The organism is Caproicibacter sp. (assembly GCF_046707225.1).
Classification (GTDB): domain Bacteria; phylum Bacillota; class Clostridia; order Oscillospirales; family Acutalibacteraceae; genus Caproicibacter.
Genome location: NZ_JBJKOP010000046.1, coordinates 62,036 through 76,185, shown reverse-complemented (window position 1 = coordinate 76,185; position 14,150 = coordinate 62,036). Strand labels below are relative to the sequence as shown.

The 14,150-nt window shown below is 50.0% G+C and carries 17 protein-coding genes, 2 tRNA genes and 1 rRNA gene; 13 read left to right on the top strand and 7 right to left on the bottom strand.

The genetic code is table 11. The features are described 5' to 3' along the window. Positions 1 to 62 precede the first annotated feature (62 nt). The 3 genes from rrf to ACLQ3M_RS13130 all read left to right on the top strand — a co-directional run bounded on the left by rrf (position 63) and on the right by ACLQ3M_RS13130 (position 732). Positions 63 to 178, top strand: a 5S ribosomal RNA gene (gene rrf / locus ACLQ3M_RS13140). Between the two features lie 9 nt (positions 179 to 187). Then, a tRNA-Asn gene (locus tag ACLQ3M_RS13135) sits at positions 188 to 263 on the top strand. A gap of 310 nt (positions 264 to 573) precedes the next feature. After that, on the top strand, positions 574 to 732 hold the full coding sequence (locus tag ACLQ3M_RS13130) for a hypothetical protein (RefSeq protein WP_411678135.1): 159 nt from the start codon (positions 574 to 576) through the stop codon (positions 730 to 732). Positions 733 to 795: 63 nt separating this feature from the next. Here ACLQ3M_RS13130 and ACLQ3M_RS13125 read toward each other — a convergent pair whose 3' ends face one another. Continuing rightward, positions 796 to 2,355, bottom strand: a complete 1,560-nt coding sequence (locus ACLQ3M_RS13125; RefSeq protein ID WP_411678134.1) for an acyl CoA:acetate/3-ketoacid CoA transferase — start codon at positions 2,353 to 2,355, stop codon at positions 796 to 798. A gap of 257 nt (positions 2,356 to 2,612) precedes the next feature. Between ACLQ3M_RS13125 and ACLQ3M_RS13120 the strand changes: the two genes are divergently transcribed. The 3 genes from ACLQ3M_RS13120 (at position 2,613) to ACLQ3M_RS13110 (ending at position 6,919) form a co-directional block, all read left to right on the top strand. Next, complete coding sequence (locus tag ACLQ3M_RS13120; RefSeq protein WP_411678133.1) at positions 2,613 to 4,688, top strand: GH25 family lysozyme; 2,076 nt, start codon at positions 2,613 to 2,615, stop codon at positions 4,686 to 4,688. Positions 4,689 to 5,045: 357 nt separating this feature from the next. Then, entirely contained in the window at positions 5,046 to 5,765 is a 720-nt protein-coding gene (locus tag ACLQ3M_RS13115) for a hypothetical protein (protein WP_411678132.1), read from the top strand. After that, positions 5,762 to 6,919: a hypothetical protein gene (locus tag ACLQ3M_RS13110; protein ID WP_411678131.1), complete on the top strand. Its 1,158-nt coding sequence runs from the start codon at positions 5,762 to 5,764 to the stop codon at positions 6,917 to 6,919. The genes ACLQ3M_RS13115 and ACLQ3M_RS13110 overlap by 4 nt, the downstream gene beginning before the upstream one ends. 55 nt (positions 6,920 to 6,974) lie before the next feature. Here ACLQ3M_RS13110 and ACLQ3M_RS13105 read toward each other — a convergent pair whose 3' ends face one another. Further along, positions 6,975 to 7,142 carry a hypothetical protein gene (locus tag ACLQ3M_RS13105; RefSeq protein ID WP_411678130.1) on the bottom strand — a complete coding sequence of 56 codons (168 nt, stop codon included), beginning with the start codon at positions 7,140 to 7,142 and terminating at the stop codon, positions 6,975 to 6,977. Positions 7,143 to 7,564: 422 nt separating this feature from the next. Between ACLQ3M_RS13105 and ACLQ3M_RS13100 the strand changes: the two genes are divergently transcribed. Then, positions 7,565 to 7,999: a hypothetical protein gene (locus tag ACLQ3M_RS13100; protein ID WP_411678129.1), complete on the top strand. Its 435-nt coding sequence runs from the start codon at positions 7,565 to 7,567 to the stop codon at positions 7,997 to 7,999. 223 nt (positions 8,000 to 8,222) lie between these two features. Next, positions 8,223 to 8,705, top strand: coding sequence for a hypothetical protein (locus ACLQ3M_RS13095; protein ID WP_411678128.1), 483 nt, complete (start codon positions 8,223 to 8,225; stop codon positions 8,703 to 8,705). Here the strand turns inward: ACLQ3M_RS13095 and ACLQ3M_RS13090 are convergent. Further along, entirely contained in the window at positions 8,674 to 9,099 is a 426-nt protein-coding gene (locus tag ACLQ3M_RS13090; protein WP_411678127.1) for a hypothetical protein, read from the bottom strand. The genes ACLQ3M_RS13095 and ACLQ3M_RS13090 overlap by 32 nt on opposite strands. Positions 9,100 to 9,288: 189 nt before the next feature. Between ACLQ3M_RS13090 and ACLQ3M_RS13085 the strand changes: the two genes are divergently transcribed. Both ACLQ3M_RS13085 and ACLQ3M_RS13080 read left to right on the top strand, forming a co-directional pair. Continuing rightward, positions 9,289 to 9,477, top strand: coding sequence for a DUF2892 domain-containing protein (locus tag ACLQ3M_RS13085; RefSeq protein WP_411678126.1), 189 nt, complete (start codon positions 9,289 to 9,291; stop codon positions 9,475 to 9,477). A 192-nt stretch (positions 9,478 to 9,669) separates the two neighbouring features. Then, positions 9,670 to 9,933, top strand: a complete 264-nt coding sequence (locus ACLQ3M_RS13080; RefSeq protein WP_411678125.1) for a helix-turn-helix domain-containing protein — start codon at positions 9,670 to 9,672, stop codon at positions 9,931 to 9,933. 503 nt (positions 9,934 to 10,436) lie between these two features. On the opposite strand, the gene ACLQ3M_RS13075 is transcribed toward ACLQ3M_RS13080, so the two are convergent. Further along, positions 10,437 to 10,513, bottom strand: a tRNA-Ile gene (locus ACLQ3M_RS13075). Positions 10,514 to 10,672: 159 nt separating this feature from the next. Here ACLQ3M_RS13075 and ACLQ3M_RS13070 point away from each other — a divergent pair. Then, positions 10,673 to 10,936 (top strand): late competence development ComFB family protein, encoded by a 264-nt coding sequence (locus ACLQ3M_RS13070; RefSeq protein ID WP_411678124.1) that lies wholly within the window; start codon positions 10,673 to 10,675, stop codon positions 10,934 to 10,936. Here ACLQ3M_RS13070 and sdaAA read toward each other — a convergent pair. The 3 genes from sdaAA to ACLQ3M_RS13055 all read right to left on the bottom strand — a co-directional run bounded on the left by sdaAA (position 10,933) and on the right by ACLQ3M_RS13055 (position 12,808). Beyond that, the gene (sdaAA, locus tag ACLQ3M_RS13065) at positions 10,933 to 11,808 is read right to left on the bottom strand and encodes an L-serine ammonia-lyase, iron-sulfur-dependent, subunit alpha (RefSeq protein WP_411678123.1); all 876 of its coding nucleotides are present in this window, start codon (positions 11,806 to 11,808) and stop codon (positions 10,933 to 10,935) included. The genes ACLQ3M_RS13070 and sdaAA overlap by 4 nt on opposite strands. A 12-nt stretch (positions 11,809 to 11,820) precedes the next feature. Then, positions 11,821 to 12,483, bottom strand: a complete 663-nt coding sequence (gene sdaAB, locus ACLQ3M_RS13060; protein ID WP_411678122.1) for an L-serine ammonia-lyase, iron-sulfur-dependent subunit beta — start codon at positions 12,481 to 12,483, stop codon at positions 11,821 to 11,823. 118 nt (positions 12,484 to 12,601) lie between these two features. Next, positions 12,602 to 12,808, bottom strand: coding sequence for a hypothetical protein (locus tag ACLQ3M_RS13055; RefSeq protein WP_411678121.1), 207 nt, complete (start codon positions 12,806 to 12,808; stop codon positions 12,602 to 12,604). A gap of 127 nt (positions 12,809 to 12,935) precedes the next feature. On the opposite strand from ACLQ3M_RS13055, the gene ACLQ3M_RS13050 reads away from it, so the two are divergent. Further along, the gene (locus tag ACLQ3M_RS13050; protein ID WP_411678120.1) at positions 12,936 to 13,256 is read left to right on the top strand and encodes a putative heavy metal-binding protein; all 321 of its coding nucleotides are present in this window, start codon (positions 12,936 to 12,938) and stop codon (positions 13,254 to 13,256) included. A 70-nt stretch (positions 13,257 to 13,326) separates the two neighbouring features. After that, positions 13,327 to 14,139 carry a D-alanyl-D-alanine carboxypeptidase family protein gene (locus ACLQ3M_RS13045; RefSeq protein WP_411678119.1) on the top strand — a complete coding sequence of 271 codons (813 nt, stop codon included), beginning with the start codon at positions 13,327 to 13,329 and terminating at the stop codon, positions 14,137 to 14,139. Positions 14,140 to 14,150: the final 11 nt, after the last annotated feature.

The window sequence follows — 14,150 nt, the reverse complement described above, 5'->3', positions numbered from 1 at the left end:
CGTTAACGTGGGTTCGATTCCCGCACGGGTCACCAAGTTTCATCATAAGACAGTTGAATATAGTTGGTATCGATTGCGATGAGGGTACACCCGTTCCCATTCCGAACACGGAAGTTAAGCTCATCTGCGCCGAAGATACTTGGCTGGTAACGGCCCGGAACAATAGGTGGTGCCAACATCTTCATATTCCTCAATAGCTCAGCCGGTAGAGCATGCGGCTGTTAACCGCAGGGTCGTTGGTTCGAGTCCAACTTGGGGAGCCAGAATCAGCAGTTCATGTTAAGCATGGGCTGCTGATTTTTTATTGCAGTGCGAAAACTTTGCACAGCCGAGGGTTCAAAAAAGCTTTGCGGGGACCAAGAATACAGGACAAGCCATACCCACAATTTTTCCGTTTCGGTCTCAAAGCAAGAATAGGCATTTTCCGTGAAACAAGAAGAGCTTTGGCAGGGGATGAGAAGGAGTGTTGCAAGCGGAAGAAAGAAAGCCCGAGCGCCTTTGAGGTGCTGCCAGTATGGCGGGACTTTGCCCGCATAGGAAAACCCCCGGGGGGGTGAAGAGGACTATTTCCGCATGGCTTTTAACGGGGCACAGCCGCCTCCGGTGGCGGAGGAAGGCTGTCGGGGTTTCGCGGCTCAGGCTCTGCCGCTGGCTTTCTTTGAATCGACTCATGATGAAACCCAAAAGCCGGGGCAGCCATACCTTCTGGTATTGGCTGTCCCGGCTTTTTAGGATAACAAGTTATGTAGACAGAGTACCTATGTGCAGCGTTTCTGAAGAAAAGGCAAGAAATCCTTATTCGCTCAATCCCATTTTTTCATCTTTGAAAATCCGTGCGTCCATCAGATGAAAATCCGGAGCAATGATAGGACGAACCGGCATGAGCGACAAAATATCCTTTTCCACATCGACGCCCGGTGCGGCCTCACATAACGTCAGCCCTTCTTTGGTCAGGCGGAATACGGCACGCTCCGTAATATACATAACCGGCTGATTATTTGCGATTGCGGTTTTTGCACTGAAAGTGATCTGTTCAACCTGTTCACAGAATTTCATTGATTTTCCTTCTGTGACAATTTTAAGCTTTCCATCGCCGATTTCTGTTTTCAGCCCGGCCGCCGAGAAGGTTCCGCAGAAATAAAGCTCTTTTGCGTTTTGCGTAATATCAATAAATCCGCCGCATCCGGGAAGTCTCCCGCTGAATTTTGAAACATTGACGTTGCCCGCCAAATCTCCCTGGGCAAATCCGACAAAAGCCTGGTCCAGTCCGCCGCCGTCATAGAAATCGAACATGGAGGGCATTGCAATCATACTTTCCGGATTCAGACTTTCGCCGAAATCGTGCCCGCTCTGAGGATTTCCTCCAAAAAGCCCGGATTCCACCGTCAGGGTGAATTTATGATCGATTCCCTCTTCAACCGCTACGGAAGAAATGTATTCAGGAACACCGATCCCAAGGTTAACGGTGCTGCCGTCTTTCAACTCCATGGCGGCACGGCGCGCAATTACCTTTTTACTGCTGAGCGCCGCCGGCGAAAATTCCGACAGGCTCATCCGGTGTTCGCCGGAAAATCCGGGATTATAATCAGTCCCGAAATTCTGCGCGCAGTATTTCAGATCGCTGGCCACAACAACATAATCAACCAGAACGCCCGGAATTTCAACTTTCTGGGGATCCAGCGAGCCTGCCTTTACGACTCTCTGTACCTGGACGAACACGGTCCCGCCGGAATTTCGGCAAGCCTGCGCCATTGCAAGGGCTTCCGCTTTAGAACCTTCCCGTTCAAAGGAGATATTCCCGTTTTCATCCGCGTAGGTTCCGCCGATGATGACATAATCGAGAGGGATGCTTTTATAAAAAAGATAATCTTCTCCGTTTACCTGCAAAAGCTGAACAAGATCCTCTTCGTCCTTGGTCAGATCGTTCATTTTTCCGCCGGAGATCCGCGGATCGACAAAGGTTCCCAACCCAACCCGGGTTAATTCGCCGGGCTGATGGGCAGCTGTGGTGCGAAGCAGATGACACATGACGCCCTGGGGAAAATCATAGGCGATAACTTTGTTCTTTACAACAAGTTCGCCGAGTTTGCGGGCCATGCCATAGTGTGCCCCGATCATCCGGCGAACCATGCCTTCATGGGCCAGATGCTGAAGACCGCGTTTGTCGTTGTCTCCCTGAGCGGCACAGAACACAAGGGTCAGGTGGTTCGGTTCCCCTGTTTCAAGAAATCTTTGTTCCAGCTCCGTCGCGATTTCTTCCGCAAAGGCAGTGCCCATGAATCCGTTTGACCCAAAAGTAACACCGTTCGGCACCATGGATGCGGCTTCCTTCGCTGTGATAAATTTAACAGCCATATTGTCAATTTCCCTCCAAATTGTCATTTCGGTATAATTGTTAATATTATATCATGCAAGGCTGCGGGAGTGCAAGGCAAGAAAGGAAAAATAGGAAGAAGAATTGATTTGTTCCCAAAAACAGGAAGCCTCTTTTTATAGGATTCGCTTGACAGAATACTGCCAAAAAAATATAATAAAATATGTAACAGAATTCGACGGAAAGCGCTGCTTTCCATAAAAAATGAAACCAACCGAAATGAAACGGAGGAACAGTGTTGAAAAAAAAGATTCTTGCTCTGATCTTGGTCGTGTCGGGTATGATATTAATGTCTTTTCCGACCTTTGCTGCAGATAACAGTTCGGGGGGATTCCAACTCAATGAATCATCGATCGGAGTAAGAGTAGGTGATTACACGACACTATACGCTTACTTTGGTTCCTCGGTCGATACGGATGTTACATGGACATCCGCCGACAGCACGATTGCTACGGTGGACAGCCAGGGGCAGGTGACCGGCAAAAAAATCGGGCAGACGATTGTAACCGCCGCTACTGGCGCGTACAGCGCGTCCTGCGTTGTCAACGTCGCTTATAAGGGAATCGACGTTTCCCGCTATCAGGGAACAGTTGACTGGGCCGCCGTGAAAAATTACGGCATAGATTTTGCCATGATCCGTACCGGATTCGGCAGTGAGAACTGGTCTACGCAGACAGACCCGTACTTTGAAACCAATTATTCCAATGCAAAGGCAAACGGTTTGAAAGTCGGCGCTTATCATTACAGTTACGCCACCAGCGTGGCCATGGCGGAGGAGGAAGCCGACTTCTGCCTGCATGTCCTCAACGGCAGACAGCTGGACTATCCTGTCGCCTATGATGTCGAGGACAAGGGCCAGTGGGGATTGTCCACAGACATGCTCGGACAGATGGTACAGGCTTTTTGCAGTAAACTTGAGGCGGCCGGGTATAAGACCGTTGTTTACAGCTACTACAGCTTTTACAAAGCTCATTTGACCAGTCCGCTGGTCGCACAGTACGACACATGGATAGCGCACAGTACGGATATGACGAGCTTCAGCCCATATACCATGTGGCAGTACGGCCAAAGGTCGGTGCCCGGCGTATCAGGCTCGTGCGACGTTGATTACAGCTTCTATGATTATTCCGGCAGCGGCAGCGGCGGCGGGATCACGACTCCTACGGTACCGGATTCTTCCGAGCAGAATTTCACCTGCGATACCACAGGAACCTATACATTTGGGACGAATTCGACTTATTATTATAAGATTTCGACCAACGACACCTTTACACCCTCCGCTTCCTCCTCAAATCCTGCTGCCGTCAGCGTATCCTATTCCAAGAGGCTGGCGGACGGCTTCCAGTTTAAAATTACGAACAACGGACCGGGCGATGCCGTGATTACGACGACGGCGGGGAACGGGACCACGGTCTCCTTTACGGCGGTCGGTTCCGGAAATTCCACCTCTTCGACCCCACAGGACAACTCCGGTTCTGCCGATCATGGCGGAACGCTGAAATGCGACACAACGGCCTCTTATACGTTTGGATCCAACCAATCCTATATTTACAAAATCTATTCGAACAGTTCAACAGCTCCGACCGCGGCTTCCTCCAATCCGTCCGCGGTGACGGTTTCCTATTATGGCAAAACTTCCGGCGGATATCTGTTTAAAATCACAAATGCAGGAACGGGCGCGGCGGTGATCACAACCAAGGACGCAAGCGGAGCTTCCGCGTCCTTTACCGCCAACGGGACGCTGCAGAATACGGGAACATCTTCCGGCACTCCGGTTTCGACGGGGTCTCTCAAGTGCGACACGACGGCCTCTTATACGTTCGGATCGAACAATTCCTATATTTACAAAATCTATTCGGCTGATTCGACGGCTCCGACCGCCGCTTCCTCCAATCCGTCCGCGGTGGCGGTTTCCTATTACGGCAAAACTTCCGGCGGATATCTGTTTAAAATCACAAATGCCGGAACGGGCGCGGCGGTCATCACAACCAGGGACGCAAGCGGAGCTTCCGCGTCCTTTACCGCGAACGGAACGCTTTCCGGCCAGGTTCCCGCCGGGATTCGATCCGATACCCCCTATTTGTTTACCATGTCGAAAGGTAAAACCTACATATTCAAATTTACGCCGACTTCCGGGAATCCCGTTTTACATTTTACCACCGGGAACAACTCGGTCATCCAGTCCGTCTCCGTCACGCAGTCCGGCGGCAGTTATTTCTACAAAATCAAAGCGGCAGGCTCCGGTCAGGCGGGCGTTTATGCGGCAGGATTGGAAAAGTCCGCTCAGCGGTTGAGTATTGTCACGGTTTCATAAAAACAGAAACGCAAGGTGCCCGCGAACAGCTTTCAAAGCTGTTCGCGGGCCTTTATCGTCTTCAGAGCTAAATTAATTGGCCAATGTTCGCTATACCGGATCGGAACAGCCGGAAATTCCGGTATTGTGGGGGGCGGAAGAAGATCATGTAAAATTGTGCTGTTTTTCGAACAGCGAGATCATTCTCTTTCCCAGGTTATGTTAGAATAAATTCAAAATCAGGGGTGAAATTGTAAAATACCGGATTGGAGGTACCCAATCAAACCTTATGGTAGGATCCTTTGTTCCTGCAAGGCTGTGACCCGCAGAAACGGACGGATATTCTGTAAGCGGGGAAAATCGGGAGGGGGAAATAAATTGTGCGAGATGAATCAACAGGCTGTCCGCGCGGCAAAGGACGATCTTTTTTTTAATTCCTTTGTACAGGAAAATGAATTATTTATTCTGAAATGCGCATCGGAGACAACAAAACGCTATTTGACAAAAAATGACGACGAGTGGTCGGTGGCACTGGGGGCATTTTCGCAGGCGGTAAAGGCGTATTCGGCGGATCGCGGCAGCTTTTCAGGGTTTGCCAGACTTGTAATTCACAGAAAACTGATTGATTACATACGGTCTCAGGCGAAATTCCGCTCGGAAACCGCGGTGAGTCTTTCCGCGCTGGATTCCGACCCGGAGGAGGGCGAAGAAAACGCGACGGTGTCAAAAGCGGTTTTCGATCAAAGCGAGAAGGCGGCGGACGATTCCCTGAAAACGGAAATCGAGTGCGTGGGGCAGGACTTTTCAAGATACGGATTTTCATTTTTCGACCTGATCAAATGTTCCCCAAAGGCGGAGAAGACGAAAAAAGCGTGCGCGAAAGCCATTGCCTGCATCGTAAGCAGCCCTGTTTTGGTCAGTGAGATGAGGCATTCCGGGTGCCTGTCGATCAAAACTTTGGAAAAGAAAAGCGGAGTACCCCGAAAAATACTGGAACGTCACCGAAAATATATCATAGCGGGGGCAGAGATAATGACCGGGGATTATCCCATTCTCGCTGGATATATGCGATATGTCCGGGAGGAGCTGAACAGATGAAAGGCGTTATTGTAGAAATCAGGGGAGCTCATGCTGCGGCCCTGTCGGACGATGGTTGCATAATCAAGGTTAAAAACAGAAATTATGCGATTGGACAGGTGATAGAAATGAAAAAGCAGGTGTTTGGAAAACCGGCGAAAACAGTGGCTGTGACTGTCGCCGCGGCGGCTTTGACGCTTATGTTCGGCGTATCGGCGTGGGCCTATTGCACCCCTTACACTTATGTCAGTCTGGATGTCAACCCTTCGATTGAGTACTCCGTCAACCGGTTCGGCAGGGTTCTCAGCGCAAAAGCGGTGGATCAGGATGCCGTAAAAGTTCTGGAGCAATTAAGACTGCAAAATCAGTCGATCGACGATGCCGTCAGAAGCACGGTTCAGCAGATCAGTCAGGAAGGTTACTTTCAGCCCGATGATCCGGGCGGAATCATGATCGCGACTTACAGCGATAATGAAACGAGCGCGGAGGAACTGGCAACCGACCTGAAGGATACTGCCGAACAGGAAGTGGACGACGCGCAGGCACCTGTGGAAGTGGAGTCCGTCAGCGTCGGGTATGAAAGAGTCCAGGAGGCCCGCACACTTGGCACCACGCCCGGCAAACTGAATCTGGTGGAAAAGCTGCAGGCCAGCACGGGCGACCCAAACAGCGTTGATGTTACCCAGTGGCTGAAAAAGCCCGTCAAAGATATTATGAAAGCAATCAAAGAAACGAAAAAGGCCTCCGGGGACAACGGGAATCAGGAGGTACAAAATGATGCCGGAACCGACGGGAACAGCGCGTCGGGCAGCCCGGAAACCGCCTCTTCGGAAGATTCCGCGCAATCCGCGACGCAGGCCGTCTCCTCTCAGCCGGCCGGGCAAAACGGCGCTTCCGCAAACAAAGCCGCCTCTTCCCAGAATCATCCGGACAAGTCCGGAAATCAGGGCCAGAGTAAGAAGTCGGAAAAAGCCGATGCCGAAATTCAGGATTCGTCCTCTTCGGCGGCCCGGACGGAGATCAGGGAAGAATCAAACAACGGCAGCAGCGCGTCCAGTGAAGAAAAAGACAAGATAAAGCCGAACTCTTCCGATTCCAATCCGGGGAATGCAAAGTCCGATTCCGGCCCCAAAAGTAACGATCATTCAAATTCCGAGAAAGCGAAAAATAAGTAACAGGCGCTCCAAGACCTCGGCGGGAAACGCGCCGGGGTCTTGGAGCATTCTCAGCTTATCCCTTGGCTTTTGTCATGTGATCAACGTATCTGCGCAGTTCTTCAGCCGTCCTGATGTTGTCGTTCTGATCGTGAACCGTCAGTTGAATCTGTACCGGGAGCTTCATAAAATACTGTCGTGTGATGTCGCTGTCCATAAGCAATTCATGTAAATTTTTATACAAAATATCACCTCGCAGATAGTATCTGCAAGGGATTCGAAAATACAATTCGTCTTTGCTGTTTTTTTTAAAACGGCTGCAGGGACAAACTTCTTGACGGTTCCCGCCGACCTTGTTGCTCGGCGGCAATTTTGTAGTTGCCCCGCGCATTTCGGAATTAGTGGGATGATGCTCGTTGATTGGAGCAAACTATTGGAAAAGGAGCTGTATGCCATGAAATTTATTGCCTCAATGCTGATCGGAATATTGTTAGGGGCGGTTGTCCTCTTTTTGGAGCCTTCGACAAAAAAACGCCTGAAATTCAAAAATCCATTTCGAAAGTAGATCCTCTCAAAAGACGACCTCGTAACCCTGGGGGAGTTTCATATTTTTCAGCCGAACGGATATTCTATCATTGATTTCATTCATATTCAAGGAGTGATATTATGATAAATGACGATACGATAAAGCTGTTGAGCGAATGTAAAGCGGGTATCAAGATGGCCGTGGATTCTATTGATGAAGTTATGCCCAAAGTAAAAAGTGAAAAGTTCGGACAACTTCTGTCGGATTGCAAACACGAGCACGAAGCACTTGGGAATGAGACCCGCCGTTTGCTGAACGAGTATGAAGACAGGGGCGAAGAACCCAGTCCGCTTGCAAAGGGAATGTCCTGGATTAAAACAAATACAAAGCTTACGATGAAGCCTACGGATCATACTGCAGCGGATTTGATTACGGAAGGCTGCAATATGGGGGTGAAATCCCTGAATCGGTATTTAAACCAATATGAAGCGGCAGACCAGCAGGCCAAGAATATTACAGAGCGGCTCATCCATTCTGAAGAGCAGCTGTCCGTTCATTTAAGACCGTTTCTGTAAGCATTCAAAGATGCTTTTTCGTTTTGTTATGGAGCGCACAGGTGGAATCATCAAACGTTAAATCAGGCTCGCCGCTTTTTGCGGCGGGCTTTTCTTTTTGCTTGTTGCCAAAAAAAATTTACTTCATCTTTCCCTGCGGAATGCAAATCCGCAACAATTTCAAGGGGTAATTGAGAGGACGGCAGGAAAGCCGGGAACGGTATTTGAAGAGGACGGTGTAGAAATGGCATGGATTCAGGTGGACGACGGAATCCGGGAACATGATAAAATCTACAATCTGGCAGATGCCCTTGGAATCACAAACGCACACGCCGCCGGCCTGATGGTCTGCTTTTGGACCTGGGCCGCTACGGCGGCTCCGGACGGGATCGTGACAAACTTTCCGCCGCGAGCCATCGCGAAAGCCGCGGGGTGGGACAAAGGCGGCGCAAAGGGCGCTCAGAAGTTTTACAATGAGCTGCTCGGAATCCACTTCCTTGAAGAGAGGGACGGGGACAAGGTGTTTATCCGGAACTGGGAGCAGAGGGCGACGCTCCTTCTGGACTACATAGAACAGCAAAAAGAAAATACAAGGCGCCGGGTGCAGAAGTGCAGGGAGCGGAAAAAGAATCAACAGGGCGTTACGGTAACGCCGCAGAAAGACGTTCCTGTAACATCCTGTAGTGATTGCCTGATCAGGAAAGTTTTCCCAAGGCGGCAAAAATAAGTGAGTGGAAGGGCGCAAGATTATTAAATATAAATCGATTATGATCAACTGAAATCTCTCCACAGTCAATAATGGAAGTTCTTTCGTGGATTTCTTCAGTCAGTTGTAGAATCGGTTTTGATATCTGCTTAGGCAGAAGGTTTCTGATTAACGAAGCATTCTTTGAAAAAACATCAAGATAAGCGTGGACTAGAATCTCAACAGCAAGCGACATTTCCGGAATTTCAAGATTTCTGTGAAAAATTTCCTGATACCGATTTAATATATATCGCGCCAATTCAACGGAGCCGTTTCCCGGTTGTGCCAAAAATGTCATAAGTTTTTCATTGGTTGTGATGCTTGCCCAGTGTTCTGAAAAATTTATGGTAATTCCATGAAAACTTGTTTCAAGCATAAAAATCTCCCAATTTCAATTTTGTTTCCATTATTATACTGTCATTATCCCTTAAATCGCGCGGGACCGGCTGAAAGAATTCGGGGCAGCGGCACATAAAGTGACCAGGTCACGGAGATATCTGTTTTTAAGGATATAATACAGAGTGAAAGCAACTTACACATTAACTTGCCAGAAGAAGGGAATCATATGAAAAATGTAGGAATCATTGATCGAATTATTCGAGGGATTCTATCAATCGCTCTGTTTAGCTTATTTATTGTACTTCCCGGGAACTCAAAATGGTTCGGCTTGCTTGGCATAATTCCGCTATTGACTGCAATTGTTGGAGTGTGCCCTCTGTATTCGGCATTTCACATTTCAACAAGAAAGAAATAGTTTGAAACAGATGTAAGCAGATGGGGCGACCTTCGGGCCGTCCTTTTTTATGTCTCAAACGGGGTGGTATCCGTGCGGGGCCGTTATTACCGGCATTCAACGCGGCAGGAGAATGGCGTTTACGATCAGCAATTTAATAGCAGTTTATAATGAAGGCCATATTCATCATCGAAGAAGAAAACAAATGAGTTGATGAAAGGTGGTAATTCTATGTTTGGCAGACGGCTTAGATTATTGCGGGAATTAAGGAGGCTTACCCAGGAAGAACTTTCTGAGAGACTTGGAGTTGAACGAACCAGATACAACAAATGGGAAAATGGAGTTAGTGAACCAAGCTTAATGATGCTGTGCAAGATAGCCGACTATTTTCATGTGTCTACTGATTATTTGCTTGGAAGAACGAACGTCCTGAACTCTCCCGGATCGAAAAAAGAAAAACGGCCGGGACAGAGTTGAATGGGGGATACCAATGACAAAAAAGCAAAACCTCTTCTGCGAGGAATACTTAATTGAAGCCCGAAGCACCGACGACTCTTAAACAAGCAGTCGCCCGGTCACTTAACGTACAGGGCACAAAGAAATGAAAGGATGATGACACATGCCCGTAACTCTTGAAGAAGCAAAGAAAAATACTCAGGACAAACTTTCGCCGCTTGTGATCGACGAATTCCGCAAGAACAATTTTCTCATGAATACGCTCTTACCTTTGACGACTGCGTTTCCCCGCAGGGGGGAGGGGCAGCCATGACCTAACAGATACTTGGTCTACCAGAGCTTTCTTACCAAATCATATCGGAGATGAGGTTGCCGCGACTGTAATAAATAATAAAATATGTGCCGTGAGTGGGAATGTATTTCAAATTTATAACCCGAGTAACGGCAAATTTTTGTGTTAAAATCAAGCATGAAAAAACCGCACCAAACAACCGAAGAACGGCTGTCTGATGCGGTTCTTGCTTTGGTGGGCCATCAGGGACTCGAACCTTGGACCGACCGGTTATGAGCCGGTTGCTCTAACCAACTGAGCTAATGGCCCTCTTTTAAAAGAGAAAAGAATAGGTATCAGAAACTATATCATCATACCATAATCAGTCCAAAAGTGCAACCGTAAAAATAAAAACAAAATAATGTGTAAGCACTTACAATTTTTCCTGATCAATGATATGATAGAAGAAAATAAAATGGGGAGGGTTCCATGAAGATTGTAAATGTTACGGAAAGCCTTGCGGAACAAAAGCTGGATGAGATCATTGATTTTCTCGGCTGCTGCAAATGTGACCAGTGCAGAGCAGACATTATCTCTTACGCGCTGAACAGGCTTTCTCCCAAATATGTCAGCACGGATATTGGCAAGGCTTATGTTAAGCTGGACACCATGTCAAGCCAGTTTGAGATTGATTTGCTGGCCGCTTTGTATGAAGCCGCCGAAAAAGTGAAGAAGAATCCACGGCATCGTTAAATGTTTCCGTGGATTCTTTTTGCCGCGGCGACGCCCGCAGGAGTTGCGGCCAAGCCGCCTGTTCCGGTTTCCTTCAAGGCGGCGGGCATCATATCGCCCACCTCGCGCATGGCGTCAATCACCTCGTCGGGCGGAATCGCGCTGCCGATTCCCGCGAGAGACATGTCTGCGCAGCTGATGGCGTTGACTGCTCCCACCACGTTCCGCTTCACGCAGGGAATCTCCACAAGGCCGGCGACAGGGTCGCATACCAGGCCAAGCAGATTCATCAAGGCCATGGCGCAGGCGTTGGCACACATCTCAGGGGTGCCGCCCCTGAGGCTGACAACGGCCGCGGCGGCCATGGCGGAGGCGGAGCCGATTTCTGCCTGGCAGCCGCCCTCCGCCCCGGAAATGGACGCGCGCGATGCGATGATCTGTCCGAATCCCGCCGCGACAAACAGCGCGGGGATGATTTGCCGATCCTCGATTTTGTTTGCCCTTGCAAACGGAATCAGTACGGCGGGCAATACGCCGCAGGAACCGGCCGTCGGCGCGGCGACGATCCGCTTCATGCAGGCGTTGCATTCGCCCATCTGGAGCGCCTGCGCAATCACTTCGGAAAAAAATCCGCTGACAATGCCGTTCCCGGCTTTCGCGTATTCCTCCATTTTGCCGCCGTCCCCGCCGACCAGGCCGCTTTTCGAACGGGCCTCCGCGCGGTAACTTACGCCGGCGGATTTCATCGCCGACCAAAGCGCGTTCATCTGCCGCAGGGAATCCTCCCGCACGGTTCCGCGGTCCTTGACATCCTCGTCCAAAATGATTTCCCAAAGAGGAAGATTTCGTTCTTTTGCCGCTGCCAGAAGCTGTTTTACAGATGTAAATGCCATAGCAATCCTCCGCTATTCGTCAAGATTCAGATAGGTAACTTTAATAATGCCGTCTTTCCGCGCAAGGGAAGCGAGCGGTTCCGCCGGAATCGGCTGGTCGCATTCCAGTACCATAACCGCATAGCCGCCCCTTACGTCCCGGTACAGCTGCATGGCGGCAATGTTAACCGAATATTGGCATAACAGCTCTGTGACCTGAGCCACGTGACCCGGCTGATCCAGATTATGAACGATCAGTGTGGGGCAGTCTCCCGAAAAATTTGTTTCGATTCCGTCAATCCGGCAGATACGGATTCTTCCTCCGCCGAGGGAAGAGGCGACGACTTCCAGTTTTTTTCCGCTTTTTCCGGATACTCGCAGCATCGCGGTGTTTGGATGAACGTTTCGCAGAGCGATGACGCCTGTCCGAAATTTCATTCCCTGTTTTTCGGCGATTTCAAAGCTTTTGGGGATGTTTTCATCGTCCGGGTTCATCCCCAGAAGTCCGGCGATGAGCGCCCGGTCCGTCCCGTGGCCTTCTCCTGTCGCGGCAAAAGAGCCGTGCAGAAGCATTTCGGCGTCCGTGACCGGTTCCCCAAGCAGCTTTCTTGTAATTAATCCGATTCTCACGGCTCCGGCCGTATGGGAACTGGACGGGCCGACCATAATCGGACCCATAATATCAAAAAGATTCATTCGTTTTCTGCCTTTCCAGAGAGGCACAGGACGAAACCTCGCGCTTCTGTGCTGACGTTACCGATATCATACCACGTTTGGCGGATAAATCAATAAGGGCGGCGGAACCTTTTCCGGTTCATCCGCCGTCTTTCCCGTTTCCGTTTTGTCCGAACAGCGGCTCGGATACTTCCGACGCGGCCATCAGGGAAAGCTGATCTCCGACCACATTCAGGAAAGCGCCGAGAACGTTCATTTCGTCGGCGCTTAATTCCCGGGAAATATCCAGCGCGAACGCCGTCGCCGCCAGCACCAGCTTTGTACCGTACTCGTTTCGCCTCATCATATCATCCCCAGAAGACCGTGTCATAAAAGCATATGGCGGCATAGATTCAATTAGAATGATTGCGCCGAACGCCGCGCGGATTTATAATATCCGTGTATCAAATTGAATTAGAAGGAGAGTGTGACGGATGGTCTGTACAACAACGCCCTCGATCGACGGCAGAAAAATTGCAGAGTACAAAGGAATTGTGTTCGGGGAAGTGATCTCCGGCGTGGATTTCATCAAGGACTTTGCGGCGGGACTGTCAAATTTTTTTGGAGGGCGCTCCGGCACCTATGAGGAAGAGCTGATTCAGGCGAGGGAAAGCGCGATTTCCGAAATGGAACAGCGGGCCCTGCGCCTTGGCGCCGACGCTGTGGTCGGGGTCAAGCTTGACTATGAAGTGCTTGGCGCGAACAACGGCATGCTGATGGTAACAGCTTCCGGCACGGCCGTGCGGCTGGAATAAGTCCGGACTCAAACGAATTATTTTCGGCATTCTTCCCATACTAGTTTTAGGCTTCGGGGGGGAATGCAGAATGGGAAATCACAAAAAAGGATTTAGTAATTTTCTTTTTGTTTTTGCGGGCTTTGTTTCGGTTTTTGTTTTTTTCGCGGCGTGCGTTATTACATTTTTAGAGGTTTATTCCTATCGAGACAGCAGGGAGGAAGCGGCAAACGCGGGCGCCGCTTCCTCCGGCGTTTCTTCGGCGGCCTCGGCGGCCTCGACCGCTTCGCCGTCCGTTTCTTCCGGCACGGCATCTTCGCCCGCCGCGGGGGCCGCGACAGCGGATGAAAATCTGATTCTGGTGAATTACAGCCATAAACTGCCGGACAATTACGACCCGGATCTGATCACCGTATACGGGGTGCAGATTAACCGGAGGGCCGCAGCAGCGTATGAAAAAATGGACGCCGCCGCGGCGGCTGACGGAATATCGCTGTGGATTTCTTCCGCGTACCGAAGCAGCGAAAGACAAAGTGAACTGTTTCAGGAGGAGATCGAAGGGTATTCCAAGTCCTATTCTTCTCCCAGTGAGGCGGAGGCATACGCGGAAAAATCGGTCGCCCGCCCGGGCTACAGCGAGCACAGCACGGGCCTTGCGCTTGATTTAAACGGGGTGCGGGACGATTTTGACACAACGCCCGCATTTCAATGGCTGGACGAGCACGCGCAGGATTACGGGTTTATCCTGCGGTACCGGAAGGACAAACAGGAAATTACCAAAATCAAATATGAGCCGTGGCATTATCGCTATGTTGGGGTGGAAAACGCGCGGATGATGAAAGAAAAGGACCTGTGCCTGGAGGAATACCTCGATTTCCTGCAAAAAAAGGGGAGCGTTCATTGATTATCCCGCCG

What these genes read in the sequence shown, in the direction of transcription:
- ACLQ3M_RS13100 (WP_411678129.1), top strand. Translation starts at nt 7,565, where the DNA reads ATGATAAATGACGATACGATAAAGCTGTTGAGCGAATGTAAAGCGGGT.
- ACLQ3M_RS13085 (WP_411678126.1), top strand. Translation starts at nt 9,289, where the DNA reads ATGAAAAATGTAGGAATCATTGATCGAATTATTCGAGGGATTCTATCA.
- ACLQ3M_RS13110 (WP_411678131.1), top strand. Translation starts at nt 5,762, where the DNA reads ATGAAAGGCGTTATTGTAGAAATCAGGGGAGCTCATGCTGCGGCCCTG.
- sdaAA (WP_411678123.1), bottom strand. Translation starts at nt 11,808, where the DNA reads ATGGCATTTACATCTGTAAAACAGCTTCTGGCAGCGGCAAAAGAACGA.
- ACLQ3M_RS13080 (WP_411678125.1), top strand. Translation starts at nt 9,670, where the DNA reads ATGAAAGGTGGTAATTCTATGTTTGGCAGACGGCTTAGATTATTGCGG.
- ACLQ3M_RS13045 (WP_411678119.1), top strand. Translation starts at nt 13,327, where the DNA reads ATGGGAAATCACAAAAAAGGATTTAGTAATTTTCTTTTTGTTTTTGCG.
- ACLQ3M_RS13050 (WP_411678120.1), top strand. Translation starts at nt 12,936, where the DNA reads ATGGTCTGTACAACAACGCCCTCGATCGACGGCAGAAAAATTGCAGAG.
- ACLQ3M_RS13055 (WP_411678121.1), bottom strand. Translation starts at nt 12,808, where the DNA reads ATGATGAGGCGAAACGAGTACGGTACAAAGCTGGTGCTGGCGGCGACG.
- ACLQ3M_RS13090 (WP_411678127.1), bottom strand. Translation starts at nt 9,099, where the DNA reads ATGCTTGAAACAAGTTTTCATGGAATTACCATAAATTTTTCAGAACAC.
- ACLQ3M_RS13070 (WP_411678124.1), top strand. Translation starts at nt 10,673, where the DNA reads ATGAAGATTGTAAATGTTACGGAAAGCCTTGCGGAACAAAAGCTGGAT.
- ACLQ3M_RS13130 (WP_411678135.1), top strand. Translation starts at nt 574, where the DNA reads ATGGCTTTTAACGGGGCACAGCCGCCTCCGGTGGCGGAGGAAGGCTGT.
- ACLQ3M_RS13095 (WP_411678128.1), top strand. Translation starts at nt 8,223, where the DNA reads ATGGCATGGATTCAGGTGGACGACGGAATCCGGGAACATGATAAAATC.
- sdaAB (WP_411678122.1), bottom strand. Translation starts at nt 12,483, where the DNA reads ATGAATCTTTTTGATATTATGGGTCCGATTATGGTCGGCCCGTCCAGT.
- ACLQ3M_RS13125 (WP_411678134.1), bottom strand. Translation starts at nt 2,355, where the DNA reads ATGGCTGTTAAATTTATCACAGCGAAGGAAGCCGCATCCATGGTGCCG.